This is a genomic window from Mesorhizobium sp. M1A.F.Ca.ET.072.01.1.1 (assembly GCF_004023325.1).
Lineage (GTDB): Bacteria > Pseudomonadota > Alphaproteobacteria > Rhizobiales > Rhizobiaceae > Mesorhizobium.
This window is the reverse complement of record NZ_RZSF01000097.1, coordinates 1-20,062: the sequence shown is the minus strand read 5'-3', so window position 1 is coordinate 20,062 and position 20,062 is coordinate 1. Positions and strand designations below refer to the sequence as shown.

Below are 20,062 nucleotides of genomic sequence, written 5' to 3'. Positions count from 1 at the left end.
TCAGCTGAGCCAGATCCTCGATCGAATAGATGTCGTGATGCGGCGGCGGCGAGATCAGGCCGACGCCTGGCGTCGAGTGTCTGACCTTGGCGATGGTGGCGTCGACCTTGTGTCCGGGCAACTGACCGCCCTCGCCGGGCTTGGCGCCTTGGGCCACCTTGATCTGCATGACGTCGGAATTGACCAGATACTCCGCCGTCACGCCGAACCGCCCCGACGCGACCTGCTTGATCGCCGAGCGTTCCGGATTCTTGCCGCCGCCGGGCAGCGGCAGATAGCGGTCGGCCTCTTCGCCGCCCTCGCCGGTGTTCGACTTGCCGCCGATGGCGTTCATCGCGCGCGCCAGCGTCGTGTGCGCTTCCCGGGAGATCGAGCCGAAGGACATCGCCCCGGTCGAGAAGCGCTTGACGATCTCGGCCGCCGGCATGACGTCTTCGATCGCGACCTTCTTGCGGCCGGTCTCTTCCGCCAGCTTGATCTCGAACAGGCCGCGGATGGTCTGCGCTCTAGCTGTCGCGCTGTCGATCTGCGCCGAATACTCCTTGAACGTGTCCCAGGAGCCCTGGCGCACGGCATGCTGCAGGCTGGCGACCGCATCCGGCGACCACATATGCGCCTCGCCGCGCATGCGGAACATGTATTCGCCGCCGACCTCGAGATTGTTGCGCAGCACCGGGTCGTTGCCGAAGGCATCGGTATGGCGGCTGAGAGTCTCGGTCGCGATCTCGTCCAGCCCGACGCCTTCGATCAGCGTCGCGGTGCCGGTGAAGTACTTCTCGACGAAGTCCGACTTGAGCCCGATGGCGTCGAAGATCTGCGCACCGCAATAGGACTGGTAAGTCGAGATGCCCATCTTGGACATCACTTTGAGGATGCCCTTGCCGATCGACTTGATGTAGCGGGAGACGACCTCGTATGCGTCGACCTCCTCCGGCAGTTCGCCGCGCCTGTGCATGTCGAGCAGCGTGTCGAAGGCGAGATAGGGGTTGATCGCCTCGGCGCCATAGCCGGCCAGGCAGCAGAAATGATGCACCTCGCGGGGCTCGCCGGATTCGACGACCAGTCCGACCGCGGTGCGCAGGCCCTTGCGGATCAGGTGATGGTGCACCGCCGCCGTCGCCAGCAAAACCGGAATGGCGATGCGGTCCGGCCCGACCTGGCGGTCGGACAGGATGATGATGTTGTAGCCGCCCGCGACCGCCGCCTCGGCGCGCTCGCAGAGCCGGTCGATGGCGCCTTGCATGCCGGCAGCGCCCTCGTTCGAACCGTAGGTGATGTCGATCGTCTTGGTGTCGAAGCGGTCCTCGGTGTGTCCGATGGAGCGGATCTTCTCGAGATCGCCGTTGGTGAGAATCGGCTGGCGCACTTCAAGCCGCTTGCGGCGCGATGTGCCGATCAGGTCGAAGATGTTCGGCCGCGGCCCGATGAAGGACACCAGGCTCATCACCAGTTCCTCACGGATCGGGTCGATCGGCGGATTGGTGACCTGAGCGAAGTTCTGCTTGAAATAGGTGTAGAGCAGCTTCGACTTGTCCGACATCGCCGAGATCGGCGTGTCGGTGCCCATCGAGCCGACCGCTTCCTGGCCGGTAGTGGCCATCGGTGCCATTAGAAGCTTCGTGTCTTCCTGTGTGTAGCCGAAGGCCTGCTGGCGATCGAGCAGGCTGACATCCTTGCGCAGCGCCCGCGGCTCGACCGGCTTCAGCTCTTCAAGAATCAACTGCGTGTTGGCGAGCCAGGTCTTGTAAGGGTGCCTGGTCGCGATCTCCGACTTGATCTCCTCGTCGGAGATGATGCGGCCCTTGGCCAGATCGATCAAAAGCATGCGGCCGGGCTGCAGCCGCCACTTCTGCACGATCTTTTCCTCCGGCACCGGCAGCACGCCGGCTTCCGAGGCCATGATGACGCGGTCGTCGTCGGTGACGATGTAGCGCGCGGGGCGCAGGCCGTTGCGGTCGAGCGTCGCGCCGATCTGGCGCCCGTCGGTGAAGACGACCGCCGCCGGCCCGTCCCACGGCTCCATCAGCGCGGCGTGGTATTCGTAAAACGCCTTGCGGTCGGAATCCATGAGCTTGTTGCCGGCCCAGGCTTCCGGGATCAGCATCATCATGGCGTGGCTTAGGCTATAGCCGCCCTGAAACAGGAATTCGAGCGCATTGTCGAAGCACGCCGTGTCGGACTGGCCTTCATAGGATATCGGCCACAGCTTCGAGATGTTGTTGCCGAACAGCTCCGAATCGACCGAGGCCTGACGCGCCGCCATCCAGTTGTTGTTGCCGCGCACCGTGTTGATCTCGCCGTTATGCGCGACCATGCGATAGGGATGCGCCAGCTTCCACGACGGGAACGTGTTGGTCGAGAAGCGCTGATGGACGAGGATCAGCGCCGTGTCGAAGCGCGGATCCTTGAGGTCCTTGTAATAGGCGCCGACCTGGTAGGCGAGGAACATGCCCTTGTAGACGATGGTGCGCGCCGACAGCGACACGCAATAGGCGCCGACATCCTTGTTGTCGTTCTCGGAATAGATGCGGCCCGAGATCACCTTGCGCAGCAGGTAGAGCCTCGCCTCGTACTCCTCGTCGTCCGGAATTTCGGCCGTGCGGCCGATGAAGACCTGGCGATGGAACGGCTCGGAGGCGACAATCTCCGGCGCCTTCGACAGCGACGAATTATCGACCGGCACATCGCGGAAGCCGATCAGCGGCAGCCCTTCGGATTGGGCCGACTCGGCGATGATGTCCTCGATATGGGCGCGAAGTGCTGCGTCCTGCGGCATGAACCAGTGGCCAACGCCATATTGGCCGGCCGGCGGCAGTTCGACGCCCTTTGCGGCCATCTCCTCGCGGAAGAACCGATCCGGAATCTGCACCAGCACGCCGGCGCCGTCGCCGACCAGCGGATCGGCGCCAACAGCGCCGCGATGGGTGAGGTTTTCCAGCATCGCCAGACCGTCCTCGACGATCTGGTGCGACTTTACTCCCTTCATGTTGGCGATGAAGCCGACGCCGCAGGCGTCATGCTCGTTGCGCGGATCGTAGAGGCCCTGCGCGATCAAACCATTGGCGGTGGTACCAGTTTTGACGGCTGCCGCTTTCGTCTGCGCGGCCTGGCCGTTGATCGCAGATGGCGTCAGTTCCGTCATCGTCCTGTCCTCCGTTCCGCACCCTTGGCGGTGATTTCCCTCGGGGCGCTGGTTTGCCTTGGGAAGCACGATGCTTCCCTTCGTCCTTGCTGCACGTCTCGCGAAATTCTTGCCGAACTATGCGGCCATACGCCCGGTTCGCATCCGGTATCGTACAGGCCAGAGCGGAGCCGTCTACCCGCCGCTCGCGACAATGGCCGGAATGGCAGCGATGATATGCCAGTCCAGCCTGTTTTGTGCGACAAAATAAGACAGCACTACTGTCCTAAATTTTTTATGGCAGAAATCCCGCACCTGCACAAGACCGATTCACAAAATTCTCGGGCGTGCCGCGACACAAAATTTCGCGAAGGGATCAAAAAACGCAACCTCTAGTCAGTCGTTACGGCCCGGCTGGCTTCACCGTTTTGCGAAAGATTGGCCCTTGCGCTTCGCGCGCCAAAGCAGTCAAGTCGCGCCGCTTTCTGCCAATCACAATACGGACCTCTCGATGTTCTTTGCATCCGACAACTGGGCGGGCGTTCATCCCGACATTTCGGCGAACCTCTCCCGCCACGCGGCCGGCATCGCGACCGCGTATGGCGACGGCGACCTGGACCGCACCGTCTACCATCGCTTCAGCGATATCTTCGAGCGGGAAGTTCAGGTGTTCTTCGTCGCCACCGGCACCGCGGCCAACGCGCTTTCGATAGCGGCGTTGAACCGTATCGGCGGCATCGCCCTTTGTCATTCCGAAGCGCATATGAATGTCGACGAGTTCGGCGCGATGGGCTTCTACACCGGCGGCGCTCGTACGGCGCCGGTTGCGGGTCCCCTGGGGCGCATCAACCCACAGGCTCTCGACAATGCCATCAAGCGCTATGCGCAGGATCTTGCGCCGGCCGGCCAGCCGATGGCCGTGACGATCACCCAGGCGACCGAGGTGGGCACCGTCTACACCGTCGACGACGTCAAGGCGATTGCCGAGGTCAGCCGTAGGCACAAGCTGCCGCTGCATATGGATGGCGCGCGCTTTGCCAATGCGATTGCCGCGACCGACGTCAAGCCGGCGGAAATGACCTGGAGGAGCGGCGTCGACTTGATCTCCTTCGGCGGCACCAAGAACGGTTGCTGGATGGCCGACGCGGTGGTGATCTTCAACCCGGAAGTCGGCCGGGATCTGCGCCTGCTTCGCCAGCGCGCCGGACAGACCTTTTCCAAGGCGCGCTTCATCTCGGCGCAATTCGAAGCCTATTTCACCGACGACCTTTGGCTGAGGATGGCGCGGCATGCCAATGCGATGGCGGCACATCTCGCCGAGACGATCGAGGACGCGCCGGCGGGCAGGCTCGCCTGGCTGCCGCAGGCCAACGAAGTGTTCGCAATCTTCGACCGCGCTCTTGCCGAAAAGCTGCAGACCGCCGGCGCCAAATTCTATGAATGGGGCGTGCCGCAGGGTTTCGAAGGCCATCTCGGCGACAAGGAAGCGATCTACCGTTTCGTCGCCAGCTTCGCCACCACCACGCAAGAGATCGACCGTCTCGGCCAACTCCTCTCGCAATGATCAGGTGAGCAAAGGCCGCAGCGACAGTTCGAGGCCAAGCAGGATCAAAAACGCCAGAAAACATCGGCGAAATGTCGCCGCGTTGATTTTCTGGCGCAGGATTAATGTCACAAACAAGCGGCGCCCTTCGGCGCCGCTTTCGTCTCGGGAGGGAGACGTTTCTTACATGGAGCCCGCGGCTTACGCGGCGGCCTTGGCCTCGATCTGCTTGGCCTTGTCCGAAGACGAGGTGATCGCGATCTTGCGCGGCTTCAGCTCTTCCGGAATGTTGCGCTTGAGGTCGACGAAGAGCAGGCCGTTCTTCAGCGTGGCGCCCTCGACCTCAACGTGGTCGGCGAGCTGGAAGCGACGCTCGAAGGCGCGCGAAGCGATGCCGCGATAGAGCAGCTCGGAACCCTCGCCATTGTTCTCTTCCTTGCGCTCACCCTTGACGGTCAGCACATTGCGGTGCGCCTCGATCGAGATCTCGTCTTCCGAGAAGCCGGCAACCGCCATCGAGATGCGATAGGCGTTCTCGCCGGTGCGCTCGATGTTATAGGGCGGATAGGTCTGCGCGCTCTCGGGCTGGCCGAGCGTATCGAGCATGGTGAACAGCCGGTCGAAACCGACGGTCGAACGATAAAGCGGGGAAAAATCAACGTGACGCATGATGTGTTCTCCTGTTGAGCAACATGGTTTGCGTTTGACCCGGTACGAAACCCTCGAAAGGCGCTCCGGATAGGCCAGCGGCCCCGACATCGGCGGCCGCAACCTCCATTTGGGAAGCGGAAAAGCCCATTTCAAGAACTTCGCGCACCAACTTTCCCTTCGATTTTTTCGCTCGATGAACGCCAGATGAACCGAGGCTTCGGCACCCGTTCAGCCGGGGCTCGCTAGGCTGCAGTCAACAATACGGATATGCGGCGCCTCGATCGGTGCGCCGCGACGAGGCCGACCGGGTGTAACGTCCCTTCCTCCCGGATCGACAGAGGCCGGAAGCGCGCCGCAGGTGCTTCCGGCCTCCCCGTTCAGGAAAGCGCGTATCCCGGACCTTTGCTTTTGGCGCATGGGCGTCTATCACCGTGGCGACGCCTGGCCCGCTCGGGCAAGAAGCAATCAACGAAGCGCCGAATGACGGACCTTTTCTATCTGACTGAGGGCAATCCGCCGCCGCAGAACGCTGCCGGCGGCTTCTTCACCACCCGCGACGGCAGGAAGATCCGCTACGGCGTTTTCGCCGCCGTCGCCCGCCCGCTCCAGGGCACGGTGGTGCTGCTGACCGGCCGCAACGAGTGCATCGAGAAATATTTCGAGACCATCCGCGATCTCGCCGACCGCGGATTCGGCGTCGCCACCCTCGACTGGCGCGGCCAGGGCGATTCCAGCCGCCTGCTGCGCGACCGGCAGCGCGGCTATGTCCGCAGCTTCCGCGACTACACCCGTGATCTCGAGCAGTTCTTCGAGGAGATCGTGCTGCCCGATTGCCGCGGCCCCTATTACATCCTCGCCCATTCGACGGGAGCGGTGATCGCGCTGCTTGCCTCGCCGTCGATGGTCAACCGGGTGCGACGCATGGTGCTGATCGCGCCTTTCCTGGCCGTGCCCGACTTGCGGGTTTCGATCGCCACCATAAGGCGCGTCTGCGCGGTGTTCTGCGCGCTGGGCCTCGGCCGCCTCTATGCCGCCTGGGGGCCGCGCCCGAAATTGCCGACGCCCTTCGAAATGAACAAGGTGACGTCCGACCCGGAGCGCTACCGGCGCAATACCGACATTTACAGGGCCTGGCCCCACCTTGGACTCGGTGGTCCGACCATCCGCTGGCTGAAGGCCGCAGCCGCAGCCGCGGAGGCGGTCAGCGACCCCGATTTCATGGCAAGGATCCAGGTACCGACGCTGATCGTCGGCGCCGGCGCCGACCAGGTGGTCTCGACCAAGGCGGTCGAATCCTATGCCAGACGGCTGCGCGTCGGCTCGTTGTTGATGATCGACGGCGCGCATCATGAGATCCTGCAGGAGAGGGATCTCTTTCGCGAGCAGCTCCTGGCGGCCTTCGATGCTTTTGTTCCGGGAACCGGCGACGCTGCCTGATCACGGAACGACGCCGCGGATCAGCCGCTCAGCGCCGCCATTGCCGCGGCGTGCAACTCCGGCGTCGCCGCCGCCAATATGTCGCCGCCGTTTTCCGCCGGCCCGCCTTCGAAGGTGGTGACGACGCCGCCCGCCTTCTCGATGATCGGGATCAGCGCCACGATGTCGTAGGATTTCAAACCCGGATCGGCGACGATATCGACGCTGCCCGCCGCCACCATGGCGAAGGCGTAGCAGTCGGTGCCGTAGCGGGCGAGCTGCACCTGTTTCTCGAACGCGTCATAGCGGTTGCGCGCCGCGCCCTTGAACAGCGCCGGCGTGGTGGTGAACAGGGTCGCCTGCGAAAGCTGCGTCGTCTTGCGCGTCGCGAGCCTGCGCGGGCCACCCGGGCCTTCGTAATGCGAGCCGGAGGCATTGGCATAGAACAGCTCGCCGGTGAAGGGCTGCGACATCAGGCCGGCTACGGCATCGCCGTCGATCGTCAGTCCGACCAGCGTTCCCCAGACCGGCAGGCCGGAAATGAAGGCGCGTGTGCCGTCGATCGGGTCGATGACCCAGACATGCCGGCTCGAAATGTTCTCGCTGCCATGCTCCTCGCCGAGGATGCCGTGATCGGGATATTCCGCCGAGATAAGCGCCCGAATCGCCCGCTCGGCCTCGCGATCGGCCTCCGTCACCGGATCGAAGCTCTCCGCCAGCTTATTGGCGACTGCGGCCTGGCTGCGGAAGCGAGGCAAGGTTTCGGCGGCGGCGGCACGCGCGATGCGCCTCATGAAGTCGATGCTGATATCCAAACCACTCTCCCCGTTGCGGCAACCATCTCGCAGCCGCTGTCTTCTTGTCGGACCGGAGCGTAAAACCGGGTCAGGCGCCCTCGCCTGTTGCCTCAAAGTCACACGTCAGGCGCCGAAACCGGATTTGCACATCATATTGAATTAAAAAAGCCTGAAGTCGATTGACATTTGTGCATCGCACAATACTTTTGTTCTCGGACAGCTTATCCTGTCCATGCCCTCCTTGGGCGTTTCCTCCCTAGACTTCGACCGTGTCGTGAAAACGATGCGGTCTTTTTTTAGCCGCGGTTCCCAGCGCCGCCGTCATTCGGCGGCGAGCGGCAGGTCGAGGAAATGATGGCCGGGCATCGAAATCAGTTCGGCCGAAAACCGCGTCAGGTCGTCGGCTAAAGCGTCGAAGCCGGCCGATTTCTGGAATGTCCGCTCGTTCATGTAGAGCCCGCGATTGACCTCGATCTGCAGCGCGTGGAGATGACGCGCCGGCCGCCCGTAATGCTCGGTTATGAAGCCGCCGGCATAAGGCTTGTTATGCGCGACAGCGTAGCCCATTCCGGTGAGCAGGCCGATCGCCCTCTCGGTTAGAGCCGCGCTGGCGGAAATGCCGAAACGATCGCCGATGATGAAGTCCGGCCGCGCGCCATTGTCGCCGACCCGGACGCTGGCCGGCATCGAATGGCAGTCGATCAGCACGGCATAGCCGAACCTGGCGTGGGTCCTGGTCAAGAGCCGCTTCAGCGTCTCGTGATAGGGCTTGTAGACGGCCTCTATGCGTCCCACGGCCTCGGAAAGCGGCAGACGCCCGGGATAGATGTCGAGCCCCTCTCCCACCAGCTTCGGCACGGTGCCCAGCCCGCCCGCGACGCGGGCCGAACGGATATTGCAGAAGGACGGCACCGGCTCCGCGAACATGCGCGGATCGAGTTCCCACGGTTCGCGGTTGACGTCGAGATAGGCGCGCGGGAAATTTGCCGCCAGCATCGGCGCGCCGAGCGCGACGGCGCCGCCGAACAGTTCATCGACATAGCAATCCTCCGAGCGGCGTATGGCGTTGCGGTCGAGCCGCACCATGGCCAGGAAGCGCTCGGGATAATGGCGGCCGCTATGCGGCGAGTTGAACAGGAAAGCTACGCGTTGCTCGGCGCCCGATCGGATTTCGAAGGGTGGTGTGACCGAAAAATCCTCGGCTGCCGTCTTCAATTTGAACGAACCAGGACGAAGCACTGCATCATGATGCGAAACTGCCATCTTGCGCCCGGCATGTCCAGCATTTCAGCCCCGCGAAACGCACAGTCGAAGTGGTCGCGACAAGGCCAACGTTCACTTGATGTTTACCGTCTCCTCCTCATATACAGGATGGTTAACGGGCTTGCCCGGCGGCAGGCTTGGGGCGGGTGATTCGGACGGGATACGATGGCACGCATTCTTCTGGCGGAAGACGACGACGATATGCGCCGGTTCCTCGTCAAGGCGCTGGAACGCGCCGGCTACCAGGTGAGCGATTTCGACAACGGCGCCAGCGCCTATGAGCGGCTGCGCGAGGAGCCTTTTTCGCTGCTTCTGACCGACATCGTCATGCCGGAGATGGACGGCATCGAGCTTGCCCGCCGCGCCACCGAGATTGATCCGGACCTCAAGGTCATGTTCATCACCGGCTTCGCTGCCGTCGCGCTCAATCCGGATTCCAAGGCGCCCAAGGACGCCAAGGTGCTGTCGAAGCCGTTCCATCTGCGCGATCTCGTCAACGAGGTCGAGAAGATGCTTCAGGCGGCCTAAAGGGTTTTTCCGGCCGACGCATGTCGTCCAAAACGGCGCAGCGGCTGGGAAAACGACATCAACTAAACAAAGATCTAAGCGCGTCACTCGAACCCGTTTCGACGCGACGCGCTTTGGGCATTGGCGCTTCCGCCGCTGCGGCAAACGGAGCTTTCTTTTCTTGTTCCTGCTATTGACGCGCCGGACCAAAAATGGTGTATGCGCGGCTTCGGATGGGCGTGTAGCTCAGCGGGAGAGCACTGCATTGACATTGCAGGGGTCACAAGTTCAATCCTTGTCACGCCCACCATCCTTTCAATAACTTAGCTAACGCAATGTGCCGATTGGCACAGAAACTCCGGGGCGAAGATTTCCAACCGCGACCCCGGAACCAAAGCGGACGCGTTCCGTTGCACGCCAATGGGGACTGGCTGCAATGGCCGAAGACGACGACCGTCTCTGGAAGGTCTATAAAGATTCCATCAAATTGCGCGCCGAGCGGTATCGGCTTCGAGCCGAAGTCGACGCCGAACGGCAACAAGCGCGACGGATCCGCAGCGAATTGCAATCGGCCCGAGAGGGAGCCTGGATATTCCGGCAAGGCCCAGAAGATCTCTGACGCCCGCAGTGCAACTGATCTGACGCTCGCGAGTTCACCTTCATCGTCGGCAACTAGCAAAGGACGCCGGCGGCTGAGAGACAGCGACCGCGCTCCCGTCTGAACCAAGACCGGAGACGCGCCATGCGAGACCGATTTCCCGACAATCCGCGTCCGCGCCCTCTTCAAGCCGAGAGCGACAGGAAACTCCTCGCCCAAACGCGAGATGTGATCAATCGTTCGAGGCAGAAGCTCATCGACACAGAACCGCAGATCGATCCGCACCGGTTGAAGCGGATTTCTCGCAAAGCCACTGGGGTCTAGACCTCGGCCTGCGGGAACATGCCGCTACTGCCGATCGGCCGGCCTAATGATGGTCCACGACCGCGGTGCCAACCTCCTCCAGTTGAAGTTCGACTGCTGCCGGTCCAAGCCCGATATCAGGGTTACAATTTTCGCCAGCGGCAGGGAAGCGAGAGGCGACCCTCTCAGACGCCCGAGACGGCGCAAAGCGCTTTCATCCTGGCGACGGCGAGATCTGGATCGGCCAGCAATCCCGCCTGATCGGCGAGACGGAAGACATCGGCGTAGTGGCAGATGCCGCGCGCCGACTGCATGCCGCCGACCATAGTGAAATGATCCTGGTGGCCATTCAGCCAGGCCATGAAGACGATGCCTGCCTTGTAAAATTCCGTCGGGGCTTCGAAGATCTTGCGCGACAGCGGCACGGTCGGCGCCATCAGCGCGTCATAGCCGGCCCGGTCGCCCTCGGCGAGCCTGGCCAACGCGGCGTTGGCCACCGGGGCGATGGCATCGAAGATGCCGAGCAGCGCATGCGAGTGCCTCTTGCCGTCCCCCGCGATCAGCTCCGGATAGTTGAAATCGTCACCCGTGAACATCACCACGCCTTCAGGCAAGCGGTCGCGCAGCAGCACCTCCTTATGGGCGTCGAGCAGCGATATCTTTATGCCTTCGACCTTGTCGGCGTGCCGCTCGATGATGGCGACCACGGTGTCCAGGGCGGTATCGAAATCATTGCTGCCCCAATAGCCCTTGAGCGCCGGATCGAACATGTCGCCCAGCCAGTGCAGGATCACCTTGCCGGAGGCTTGGCCGAGGATGCGGTCGTAGACGCGGGCATAGTCGTCCGGGCCTTTGGCCACGGCCGCCAGCGCGCGGCTTGCCATCATGATCGCCTTGCCGCCCCCGCCTTCGATAAAGGCGAACTGCTCCTCATAGGCCCGGATCACATCGTCCAGCGACTTTGCCGCGGCCGGCGCCAGATGGTCGGTGCCGGCGCCGGAAGCGAGATCGGCGCCTTTCACCGTGCGCGCCTCGGCGATCGAGCGCCGGATCAGTTCTTTCGCGCTCGCCCAGTCGAAACCCATGCCGCGCTGCGAGGTGTCCATCGCCTCGGCGATGCGGAAGCCGAGCCGCCACAGGTGATGACGGAACGCCATGGTCTTGTCCCAGTCGACCGCCGGCCGCGACCAGGGATCGGTCATGGCGAAGGGGTTGGCGACAACATGGGCAGCGGCATAGGCGACGCGCGGGAAATCCGCGCCGATGATGGGCTGCGCCGGTTGGCCGACCAGCCGGTAGCCGACACGATCGCCATTCTTCGCAGGCAGGATGATGTCCATCGAAATCTCCCTTTGTGGCAGCCTATAGATGGAACGTTCCAATAAATCAAGAACCTTTATGATCCCTGCGACTGAAGCGATCCAACGCAGCGCTGCGGCCCTAAGCCCATACATTTTCTGGCCATCGATCAATTTTTCGAAATCGACATGATTCCCAGTTGACTCCGGTTCGACGCAATGTTTAGAACGTTCCAATAAATTTTAGCGCCGGACGCAGAGGAAGCACGGATATGGCCAGCCGGGCCAAGGCGACGATCCTGGACATCGCCCGCGAGGCCGGCGTGTCCAAATCGACGGTATCGCTCGTGCTGCAAGGCAGCGGGCTGATCCGGCCTGAGACCGCGGTCAAGGTCCGCAAGGCGATCGAGGATGTCGGCTATGTCTACAACCGCGGCGCCGCCAACCTGCGCAAGGCGCATTCCAACGTCATCGGCATGGTGATCAACGATCTCACCAATCCCTTCTTCGCCGAGCTGGCGGTTGGCATGGAGCGCGTCTTTCAGGCCGCAGGCATCGTGCCCTTCATCGCCAACACCGCGGAAAATCCGGTCCGCCAGGAAGAAGTGCTGAAGTCGCTGCTGGAACAGGGCGTCGCCGGTTTGATCGTCTCGCCGGCGCGCGGCACCACGCCTGGCGCCTTCCGCCGCATCGAGGCTGCCGGCGTGCCGGTCGTCTTCGCCATGCGCCGCCTGCCCGAGAGCCGCATCCCGGCAATCGCGCCCGACAACCATCGCGGCGCCTATCTCGCCACCCAGCATCTGATCGGCAAAGGCCACCGCCGGCTGGCTTTCTTCGGCGGTTCGTCCGACCTCGTTGTCTATCACGACAGGCTTGGCGGCTTCATCGAGGCTTGCGAGGCGCTTGGCATCCTGGCCGCCAACCGGACGATCGTCGAAGGCGAGACCAGCCGCAGAGGCGGCATGGCCTGCCTGGAGACCGCGCTTGCGGCAGCCGAGCCGCCGACAGCCGCGCTTTGCTTCAACGACGCCGTCGCTTTCGGCGTCATGCTCGCGCTGCGCAAGCGCGGCCTGGAGGCCGGGGCCGACTTCGCCGTGGTCGGTTTCGACGACGTGGCCGAAGCCGAGCACTACATGCCGGCGCTGACCAGCGTCGCCGTCGACACCCCAGGCCTTGGCGAGCGCGCCGCGCACGTCATGCTGAAGATGATCCAGTCGCGCACGACGCGCGCCGAGGACCATATCGGCGCGGTCAGCCTCGTCGTCAGGGAAAGCTGCGGCCCGAGCCGCAGCGCGCACGGCACTGGAATGGGAGACGCGGCATGAGCGTGAGATGGGGCCTGATCGGTGCGAGCACGATCGCCAGGCAGTTCATGGTCAACGCCATTCGCGCGCAGGCCGACGGCGCGGTTGCCGCCGTGATGAGCTCCAGCGCAGAGCGGGCTCAAGGCTACGCCAAGGAAAACGGCATTCCTAAAGCCGTCTCGACGCTCGATGCGCTGCTTGGCTCGGACATTGATGCCGTTTACATCTCGACCACCAATGAGCTGCATCTCGAACAGGGGCTGGCCGCCATCAAGGCCGGCAGGCATGTGCTCTGCGAAAAGCCGCTGGCGCTGACCAGCGCCGATGCGCGCAAGATGGTGGCGGCGGCCAGGAAAGCCGGCATCGTGTTCGGCACCAACCATCATCTGCGCAATGCCGGCGCGCACCGGGCGATGCGCGAGGCGATCGCAACCGGCCGTATCGGTAAGCCGATCGCCGCGCGTGTCTTCCATTCCGTCTATCTGCCTGAAAGCCTGCAGGGCTGGCGCATCACCAGGCCCGAAGCCGGGGGCGGCGTGGTGCTCGACATCACGGTGCATGATGCCGACACGCTGCGCTTCGTGCTCGGCGACGATCCGGTCGAGATCTCGGCCTTCACACAGTCGGCCGGCATGGCCGGCGGCGGGCTGGAGGACGGCGCGATGTGCATCTGGCGCTTCAAGTCCGGCGTCATTGCGCAATCGCATGAAGGCTTCACGATCAAATTCGCCGGCATCGGTTTCGAAGTGCATGGGTCGGAGGGCTCGCTGATCGCCACTGATGTGATGACGCAGAAGCCGGTCGGCTCGGTGCTGCTGCGCACTGCAAATGGCGAGGAAGAGCTGAGCTTCGATCGCGAGGACCTCTACACCCGCTCGCTACGCCAGTTCCATGCCGCGATCCGCGGCGAAGGCCAGCCTTCGGCCACCGGCGAGGACGGCATCTGGTCGCTGGCATCCGCCGAAGCAGCGCTGCAATCCTCGAAGACCGGCAAGGCCGTGATCATCGATCCGCAACTCGGGAGCCTCGCGTGAGCAAGCTCGTCACGGCAGCGCATGCCGCCAGCCTGATGAAGGACGGCATGATTGTCTCGGTGTCGTCCTCGAGCGGCCTCGGCTGCCCCGACGCCGTGCTCGCCGCCATCGGCGAGCGCTTCGATGCGGAAGGGCATCCGAGAGCGATCACCACGCTGCACCCGATCGCCGCCGGCGACATGTACGGCATCAAGGGCATCGACCATCTCGCCAAGCCTGGCCTGCTCAAGCGCACGCTCTGCGGCTCGTATCCATCCGGCCCCTCCTCCGCCGAGCCGCCTCGGATCTGGCAGATGATCGGCGACAACTCGGTCGCGGCCTACAACGTGCCCTCCGGCATCCTCTTCGACATGCATCGCGAGGCGGCCGCCAAGCGTCCCGGCGTGCTGACCAAGGTCGGCCTCGACACCTTCGCCGACCCGCGCCACCAGGGCTGCGCCATGAACGCCGCCGCCAGCGAGCCGATCGTCTCGGTGCAACAGTTCGACGGCGAGGAGTGGCTCTATTTCCGCGCCGTCATCCCCAACGTCTCGATCATCCGCGCCACCTCCGCCGACGAGCGCGGCAATCTCACCTACGAGCATGAGGGCGCCTATCTCGGCGGTCTCGAACAGGCATTGGCTGCGCGCAACAATGGCGGCATCGTCATTGCGCAGGTGAAGCGCATCGTCGAGAACGGCACCCTCAAGCCGCACGATGTGCGCGTGCCCGGCGTCTTGGTCGACCATATCGTGGTCGCGCCCAATCAGCTGCAGACGACGCAGACGGCTTACGACCCGGCGATCTCGGGCGAGATCTTCCGGCCGCTCTCCACCTTCCGCACCCCGGAGATGAACATCCAGAAGGTGATCGCGCGCCGCGTCGCCATGGAGTTGCGCGACGGCATGGCCGTCAATATCGGCTTCGGCATCTCCGCCAACGTGCCGCGCATTCTTCTCGAGGAAGGCCAGCACGGCAAGGTCACCTGGGTGATCGAGCAGGGCGCGGTCGGCGGCGTGCCGCTGCTCGACTTCAAGTTCGGCTGCGCCTCGAATGCCGAGGCGATCATGCCCTCGCCGCACCAGTTCATCTATTTCCAGGCCGGCGGCTTTGATGCCTCGCTCCTGTCCTTCCTGCAGATCGACCGCCACGGCTCGGTCAACGTGTCGAAGCTTTCGGCGCGACCGCATGTGACGGCCGGCGCCGGCGGCTTCGTCGACATCACCGCGCGGGCGAAGAAGATCGTCTTCTCCGGCTTCTTCAATGCCGGCGCCAAGCTTTCGCTGGCGAACAGCGCTATCCGCATCGACCAGGAAGGCAAGGTGAAAAAGATCGTCGAGGAAGTCGAGCACATCTCCTTCTCCGGCAAGCGCGCGGTCGCGCAAGGCCAGGACATCACCTATGTCACCGAACGCTGTGTGATGAAGCTGACCCAGGACGGGCTGATGGTGACCGAGCTGGCGCCCGGCATCGATCTCGAACGCGATGTGCTGGCGCAGGCCGACACTCCGCTCGCCGTCGCAAACGACCTCAAGATCACGCCAGCGTCGCTCTATCAGGACCGGCCGATCGGCCTGTCGCTCAATGGCGGCGCTTCGCTTGGAGGCGCGCATGGCTGAACGCCTCGTCACCTTCGAGCAGGATGGCGTGATCAGTACCGTGACGCTCAGGCGGCCGGAAAAGTTCAACGCGCTCGACATTCCGATGCTGCGCGCGCTCGAAGCCGCACTCGATAAGGCCGAGCTGACCGAGGGTGTCCGTGTCGTGCTCATCCGCGGCGAAGGCAAAGGCTTCTGCGCCGGCGGCGATGTCGAGGCCTGGGCACAATTAAGCGCCGCCGATTTCCAGGTTCAATGGGTGCGCTACGGCCATCGTGTCTTCGACCGCCTGGCGCGGCTTCGGCAACCGACCATCGCCGTGCTGTCCGGCCATGCGCTGGGCGGCGGCTTGGAATTGGCCGCCGCCTGTGATTTTCGCGTCGCCGAAACCCAGATCAAGCTCGGCTTTCCCGAGACCTCGATCGGCGTCGTGCCCGGCTGGTCTGGTACGCAGCGCGCCGTGCGCCGCTTCGGCGCGCAAACGGTACGGCGCATGGCAATAGGGGGCGAAGTCCTGCTGGCGAACGAGGCGCTTGCCCTCGGCGTCGTCGACCGCGTGGTCGAAACCGGCAAGGCCTTGGATGAAGCAAAACGCTGGGGAGAAAAGATCGCCGAGCGTGGTCCGCTCGCAACCGAGGCCGCCAAGCTGATGATCGGCATTGCCGAAGGCGAGGAAGACGCCGCCGCCACGGAAGCGCTGGCCAGCGGCTTCATTGCGCTCACCGGCGATCTCAAGGCCGGTGTCGGCGCCTTCAAGGCCAGGCACAAGCCGGACTTTTCGAGATCTTGAGAGAAGATACGATGAACGCACCGCTTAACATTTCCATGCCGGTCGAAGCGTCTGAGGCGCCGAAGAGGTACAAGCTTCTGATCGACGGCAAACATGTCGATGCCCGGGATGGCCGCACGATCGAACGCATCAGCCCCGGCCACGGTTTTGCGGTTTCACGCTATGCGCAGGCGGGTGCTGCGGAAGTCGACGCTGCGGTGCAGGCCGCGCACAAGGCCTTCGAGGCCGGCGCATGGCCGCGCATGAAGGCGTCGGAACGCGCCGCGGTGCTGCTCAAAGCGGCCGATCTGATCGAGGGCCGACTGGAAGAGATTGCCAGGCTCGACGCGTTGGAATCCGGCAAGCCGATCGCGCAGGCGCGCGGCGAGATCGGCGGCGCCGTCGACATCTGGCGCTATGCCGCTTCGCTTGCCCGCACGCTCCATGGCGAGAGCTACGCCAATCTCGGCGATGACATGCTGGGCGTGGTGCTGCGCGAGCCGATCGGCGTCGTCTCGATCATCACGCCGTGGAATTTTCCCTTCTTGATCGTCAGCCAGAAACTGCCCTTCGCGCTCGCCGCCGGCTGCACTGCCGTGGTCAAGCCGAGCGAGATGACCTCGGCGTCGACCTTCGTGCTCGGCGATATCCTGCTGGAGGCCGGCCTGCCGGCGGGTGTGGTCAACATCCTCGCTGGCCTGGGTAGCGATGTCGGCGCGCCGATGGTCAGGCATCCGCTGGTTGAGATGGTGTCCTTCACCGGCTCGACCCGCGTCGGCAAGATGACCATGGCGGCGGCGTCCAGTTCGCTGAAGAAGGTGTCGATGGAGCTCGGCGGCAAGAACGGCCAGATCGTCTTCCCCGACGCCGATCTCGAAGCAGCGGCGGATGCCGCAGTCTTCGGCGGCTTCTTCAACGCCGGCGAATGCTGCAATGCCGGCAGTCGGCTGATCGTGCATGAGGCGATCGCGGACGACTTTCTCGGCGCAGTCAAGGCGCTGGCCGAGAGGGTGAAAGTCGGCGATCCGCTTGACGACCGCACCAAGGTCGGCGCGATGATCTCGGCCGACCACATGGCGAAGGTAGCCGGCTATGTGAAGGCGGCCAAAACCGGCGGCGGCAGCGTCTTCAGCGGCGGCGAACAGCTCGCCTCCAACGCCGGCCAGTATCTCGATCCGGCCATTGTCCGCAACGTTACCGAGGACATGGAAATCGCGCGCGAGGAAGTCTTCGGGCCGGTGCTGTCCGTGCTCACTTTTGAAACGATTGAAAGGGCATTGCACATCGCCAACAACACGCCCTATGGTCTGTCTGCGGGAGTGTGGAGCGCGAGCATCGACACATGCATGTCGGTGGCGCGCGGTGTGCGTTCGGGGACGGTTTGGGTGAATACGTTCATGGAGGGTTATCCCGAACTGCCCTTCGGCGGCTACAAGCAATCCGGTCTCGGACGCGAACTCGGCAAACGCGCCGTCGAGGACTATACCGAGGAAAAGACAATCCAGTTTCATCGCGGCCAGCGCACCGGATGGTGGCTCGGCTGAGTTGGGAGACCCCGGCGGTCACCCCGCCGGTTATGTGAATGCAACAAGGGAGGTAGTACATGTTGCGCAAACTGCTTATCGGAACGGCTCTTGCGACGAGCTTTGCGTTCTCGGCGCATGCCGCGGACGTCAAGGAAGTGCAGATGCTGCATTGGTGGACGTCGGGCGGCGAAGCGGCTGCTCTGAACGTGCTGAAGCAGGATCTGGCCAAGGAAGGCTATGCCTGGAAGGACGTGCCGGTGGCCGGCGGCGGCGGCGACGCCGCCATGACCGCGCTGAAGGCAATGGTCGCGGCCGGCAACTATCCGACCGCCTCGCAGATGCTGGGCTACACCGTGCTCGACTATGCCGCTGCCGGCGTCATGGGCGACCTCACCGAGACCGCCAAGAAGGAAGGCTGGGACAAGAGCGTTCCGGCCGCCCTGCAGAAGTTCTCCGTTTATGACGGCAAGTGGGTCGCGGCTCCGGTCAACGTCCACTCGGTCAACTGGCTGTGGATCAACAAGGCCGTGATGGACAAGATCGGCGGCACCGAGCCGAAGACCTTCGACGACTTCATCGCCCTGCTCGACAAGGCCAAGGCCGCTGGCGTCATCCCGCTCGCGCTTGGCGGCCAGAACTGGCAGGAAGCGACCATGTTCGACTCCGTCGTGCTGTCGACCGGCGGACCGGAATTCTACAAGAAGGCGATGAACGACCTCGATGAGGAGTCGCTCAAGTCCGACACGATGAAGAAGTCGTTCGACAACCTCGCCAAGCTCGTCACCTATGTCGACCCGAACTTCTCGGGCCGCGACTGGAACCTCGCCACCGCCATGGTCATCAAGGGCGATGCGCTGGTTCAGGTCATGGGCGACTGGGCCAAGGGCGAGTTCCACGCCGCCAACAAGACCCCGGGCACGGACTTCCTCTGCTACCGCTTCCCGGGCACCGACGGTTCGGTGATCTACAACTCCGACATGTTCGGCATGTTCAACGTTCCGGACGACCGCAAGGCCGCGCAGGTCGCTCTGGCCACCGCCACCCTGTCGAAGAGCTTCCAGTCGGCTTTCAATGTCGTGAAGGGCTCGGTCCCCGCCCGTACCGACGTGCCGGACACCGACTTCGATGCTTGCGGCAAGAAGGGCATCGCCGACCTTAAGGCGGCTAACGAAGGCGGCAAGCTGTTCGGCTCGTTGGCCCAGGGCTATGGCGCGCCCCCGGCTGTCGCCAACGCCTACAAGGACGTCATCTCGAAGTTCGTCCATGGCCAGATCAAGACCTCGGACGAAGCCGTGACCGAATTGGTCAAGGCGATCGAAGACGCCAAGTAAGGCGTTTTGCTGGAGCAATTCCAGGAAAAGTGCATAGCGGTTTTCCGTTCGGAATTGCATAAACAAAACCACTCGAGTCTCCCCCGCTCCGGCGGGGGAGGTCTCCTGTCGAGACGATATACGGGATTGCTGCCTTGTGTGCGCCGCACGCTGGCTGGTCCCCAATAACCGGTACTGGATAAGCCGATGAGCACAGTCGCCGAAACCCAAATCAAGCTGACGCCGGAACACGACGCCCGTCCCGGCGCCTCCGTCCGCTCGCGATTGCAGGACCTTTTGCCGAAGATCGTCCTGGCGCCGAGCTTCGCGGCGACGATCGTCTTCGTCTATGGCTTCATCCTGTGGACGATCTATCTGTCGTTCACCAACTCCAAGACCTTCCCATCCTACGACATCACCGGCGCCCGCGCCTATCAGCGGCTGTGGCGCTGGACCTTCGAGAGCGACCCGCCGTCGAGCTGGTACACCTCGATCACCAACATGGGCATTTTCGGCTTCCTCTACATCCTGATCTGCCTGGCGCTCGGCCTGTTCCTGGCCATCCTGCTCGACCAGAAGATCCGCGGCGAAGGCATGCTGCGGCCGATCTATCTCTATCCGATGGCGCTCTCCTTCATCGTCACCGGCGTCGCCTGGAAATGGTTCCTCGACCCCGGCCTCGGTCTCGAGCAGACGCTACACCAATGGGGCTGGACGAGCTTCCATTTCGACTGGATCAAGAACAAGGATTTCGTCATCTACACGGTGGTGATCGCCGGCGTCTGGCAGGCTTCCGGCTTCATCATGGCGATGTTCCTGGCCGGGCTTCGCGGCATCGACGGTGAGATCATGAAAGCCGCGCAGATCGACGGCGCAACCACGTTCCAGCTCTACCGCCGCATCGTCATTCCGCTGCTCAGGCCGGTGTTCCTGTCGGCCTTCATCGTGCTCGCGCATCTGGCCATCAAGTCCTATGACCTTGTCGTGGCGCTGACCAGCGGCGGACCGGGCGGTTCGGCCTGGCTGCCCTCCAACTTCATGTATG

The 20,062-nt window shown here is 63.5% G+C and carries 16 protein-coding genes and 1 tRNA gene; 12 read left to right on the top strand and 5 right to left on the bottom strand.

Going from position 1 to position 20,062, the window contains the following annotated elements:
* On the bottom strand, positions 1-3,142 hold a 3,142-nt coding region (gene gltB, locus EOA32_RS15705; RefSeq protein WP_128372239.1), incomplete at its 3' end, for a glutamate synthase large subunit.
* Positions 3,143-3,632: 490 nt separating this feature from the next.
* On the opposite strand from gltB, the gene EOA32_RS15700 reads away from it, so the two are divergent.
* Positions 3,633-4,685 (top strand): low specificity L-threonine aldolase, encoded by a 1,053-nt coding sequence (locus EOA32_RS15700; RefSeq protein WP_128372238.1) that lies wholly within the window; start codon positions 3,633-3,635, stop codon positions 4,683-4,685.
* 180 nt (positions 4,686-4,865) lie between these two features.
* On the opposite strand, the gene EOA32_RS15690 is transcribed toward EOA32_RS15700, so the two are convergent.
* The gene (locus EOA32_RS15690; protein WP_067002526.1) at positions 4,866-5,333 is read right to left on the bottom strand and encodes an Hsp20 family protein; all 468 of its coding nucleotides are present in this window, start codon (positions 5,331-5,333) and stop codon (positions 4,866-4,868) included.
* 462 nt (positions 5,334-5,795) lie between these two features.
* Here EOA32_RS15690 and EOA32_RS15685 point away from each other — a divergent pair, with 462 nt between their 5' ends.
* The gene (locus EOA32_RS15685) at positions 5,796-6,752 is read left to right on the top strand and encodes an alpha/beta hydrolase (RefSeq protein WP_095777119.1); all 957 of its coding nucleotides are present in this window, start codon (positions 5,796-5,798) and stop codon (positions 6,750-6,752) included.
* A gap of 20 nt (positions 6,753-6,772) precedes the next feature.
* Here EOA32_RS15685 and hisN read toward each other — a convergent pair whose 3' ends face one another.
* Together hisN and EOA32_RS15675 are read right to left on the bottom strand one after the other, a co-directional pair.
* Entirely contained in the window at positions 6,773-7,546 is a 774-nt protein-coding gene (gene hisN / locus EOA32_RS15680; protein WP_095777118.1) for a histidinol-phosphatase, read from the bottom strand.
* 303 nt (positions 7,547-7,849) lie between these two features.
* Positions 7,850-8,791 carry an N-formylglutamate amidohydrolase gene (locus EOA32_RS15675; RefSeq protein WP_067002532.1) on the bottom strand — a complete coding sequence of 314 codons (942 nt, stop codon included), beginning with the start codon at positions 8,789-8,791 and terminating at the stop codon, positions 7,850-7,852.
* Between the two features lie 165 nt (positions 8,792-8,956).
* Between EOA32_RS15675 and EOA32_RS15670 the strand changes: the two genes are divergently transcribed.
* The 3 genes from EOA32_RS15670 to EOA32_RS15660 all read left to right on the top strand — a co-directional run bounded on the left by EOA32_RS15670 (position 8,957) and on the right by EOA32_RS15660 (position 9,917).
* Positions 8,957-9,319: a response regulator gene (locus tag EOA32_RS15670; protein ID WP_006199474.1), complete on the top strand. Its 363-nt coding sequence runs from the start codon at positions 8,957-8,959 to the stop codon at positions 9,317-9,319.
* 214 nt (positions 9,320-9,533) lie between these two features.
* Positions 9,534-9,608 (top strand) — tRNA-Val (locus tag EOA32_RS15665).
* Between the two features lie 126 nt (positions 9,609-9,734).
* Complete coding sequence (locus EOA32_RS15660) at positions 9,735-9,917, top strand: hypothetical protein (protein ID WP_128372237.1); 183 nt, start codon at positions 9,735-9,737, stop codon at positions 9,915-9,917.
* A 467-nt stretch (positions 9,918-10,384) separates the two neighbouring features.
* On the opposite strand, the gene EOA32_RS15655 is transcribed toward EOA32_RS15660, so the two are convergent.
* Positions 10,385-11,539, bottom strand: coding sequence for a dihydrodipicolinate synthase family protein (locus EOA32_RS15655; RefSeq protein ID WP_067002534.1), 1,155 nt, complete (start codon positions 11,537-11,539; stop codon positions 10,385-10,387).
* 230 nt (positions 11,540-11,769) lie between these two features.
* Between EOA32_RS15655 and EOA32_RS15650 the strand changes: the two genes are divergently transcribed.
* The 7 genes from EOA32_RS15650 to EOA32_RS15620 all read left to right on the top strand — a co-directional run.
* On the top strand, positions 11,770-12,822 hold the full coding sequence (locus EOA32_RS15650) for a LacI family DNA-binding transcriptional regulator (protein WP_128372236.1): 1,053 nt from the start codon (positions 11,770-11,772) through the stop codon (positions 12,820-12,822).
* Positions 12,819-13,835, top strand: coding sequence for a Gfo/Idh/MocA family oxidoreductase (locus EOA32_RS15645; protein WP_128372235.1), 1,017 nt, complete (start codon positions 12,819-12,821; stop codon positions 13,833-13,835). The genes EOA32_RS15650 and EOA32_RS15645 overlap by 4 nt, the downstream gene beginning before the upstream one ends.
* Positions 13,832-15,433, top strand: a complete 1,602-nt coding sequence (locus EOA32_RS15640) for an acyl CoA:acetate/3-ketoacid CoA transferase (RefSeq protein WP_128372234.1) — start codon at positions 13,832-13,834, stop codon at positions 15,431-15,433. Before EOA32_RS15645 ends, EOA32_RS15640 begins: the two co-directional genes overlap by 4 nt.
* Complete coding sequence (locus EOA32_RS15635; protein ID WP_128372233.1) at positions 15,426-16,202, top strand: enoyl-CoA hydratase/isomerase family protein; 777 nt, start codon at positions 15,426-15,428, stop codon at positions 16,200-16,202. Before EOA32_RS15640 ends, EOA32_RS15635 begins: the two co-directional genes overlap by 8 nt.
* Before the next feature lie 11 nt (positions 16,203-16,213).
* Positions 16,214-17,725, top strand: coding sequence for an aldehyde dehydrogenase family protein (locus tag EOA32_RS15630; RefSeq protein WP_128372232.1), 1,512 nt, complete (start codon positions 16,214-16,216; stop codon positions 17,723-17,725).
* Positions 17,726-17,784: 59 nt separating this feature from the next.
* Complete coding sequence (locus EOA32_RS15625) at positions 17,785-19,038, top strand: ABC transporter substrate-binding protein (protein ID WP_128372231.1); 1,254 nt, start codon at positions 17,785-17,787, stop codon at positions 19,036-19,038.
* A gap of 186 nt (positions 19,039-19,224) precedes the next feature.
* A partial coding sequence (locus tag EOA32_RS15620; protein ID WP_145971301.1) for a sugar ABC transporter permease occupies positions 19,225-20,062 on the top strand: 838 nt, incomplete at its 3' end.